Here is a 1,166-nt window from a genome sequence, read left to right on the forward strand (position 1 = left end):
GCCCGGTTACATTCCGAACCCGGAAGCTAAGCCTCAAAGCGCCGATGGTACTGCAGGGGGGACCCTGTGGGAGAGTAGGACGCCGCCGAACAATCATTCCGAAGAAGCCCCCTCCCGTACGGGAGGGGGCTTCTTTGCGTTAACGTCTCCCCAGCACAACCTGAGCTTGGTGGAGAAGAGGCGCGTCCAGTGCAGAACCTGACCCTTACGTGGCAGACCTCGGGCGGGGCCTCGGCTGTCCTCTTCGCCGCCGCCTACGCGGCCAAACGGGTCCGTCGGCCGTCCCTGGCAAGCTTCCTGCGTGAGGCCGGCACCCTGCTGGTGCTCTTCACCCTGTGGCAGCTGGTGGGCCACCTCTCGGTGATGAGCACCGACCACGCGCTGGACCGCGCGTCCTGGATCCACCGGACGGAACTGCAACTCGGCCTGCCGGACGAGGCCGACTGGCAGCGGGCCGTGACGCCGTACCCCGTCCTGGTGAGGGCTGCGAACTACTACTACGCCTCGATGCACTTCGCCGTGATGATCGCGGTACTGCTGTGGGTCTTCGTACGCCACCGGGCACGGTACGCCTGGGTGCGGAACACGGTGGTGGTCACGACGGCCGTCTGCCTGCTCATCCAGTTCATTCCGGTCGCACCGCCGCGGATGCTGCCGGGCAACGGGTTCGTCGACGTGGCGGCCGAGTACGGGCAGTCGGTCTACGGCGGCGCGGTCGGCGGTGTGGTGGTGGCCGACCAGTTGTCCGCGATGCCGTCCGTGCACGTGGCCTGGTGCGTCCTGGCGGCGGTTGCGGTGATCACGGTCTCGCGCAGCGGGTGGCGGTGGCTGGTGGTCCTGCATCCGCTGCTGACGGTCTGGGTCGTCGTCGTCACGGCGAACCACTTCTGGGCGGACGGCCTGGTCGGAGTGCTGATCCTGCTCCTGGCGTACGCGTCCCAGCGGGTGGCCCGGCAGGTCTCCCGGGGGCGGCGTGCCGGGGGTGCGCCGCGGGCCGGGGCGCCCGAGGCGCGGACGACCCCTGCGCGGGCCCCTGCGGGCCGCTGAGGCGTCCGGACGGACCCGTGGGGGGGGGGGGGGGGACACGGCCCCCCCCCCCCGGCGGGGCCGGGGGGGGGGGGGGGGGGGCGCGCCGGGGGGGGGGAAAGTACACCGCGACGGCCCCC

1 protein-coding gene and 1 rRNA gene are annotated in these 1,166 nt (G+C 71.8%); both read left to right on the top strand.

Translation table 11 applies throughout. The features are described 5' to 3' along the window. Window positions 1-91 (top strand): 5S ribosomal RNA (rrf, locus tag ACFUK0_RS40200); the annotation flags it as partial. 98 nt (window positions 92-189) lie between these two features. Then, window positions 190-1,047 carry a phosphatase PAP2 family protein gene (locus ACFUK0_RS40205; protein WP_380259052.1) on the top strand — a complete coding sequence of 286 codons (858 nt, stop codon included), beginning with the start codon at window positions 190-192 and terminating at the stop codon, window positions 1,045-1,047. Window positions 1,048-1,166: the final 119 nt, after the last annotated feature.

It is taken from the genome of Kitasatospora sp. NPDC057223 (assembly GCF_042669755.1).
Taxonomy (GTDB): Bacteria; Actinomycetota; Actinomycetes; order Streptomycetales; family Streptomycetaceae; genus Kitasatospora.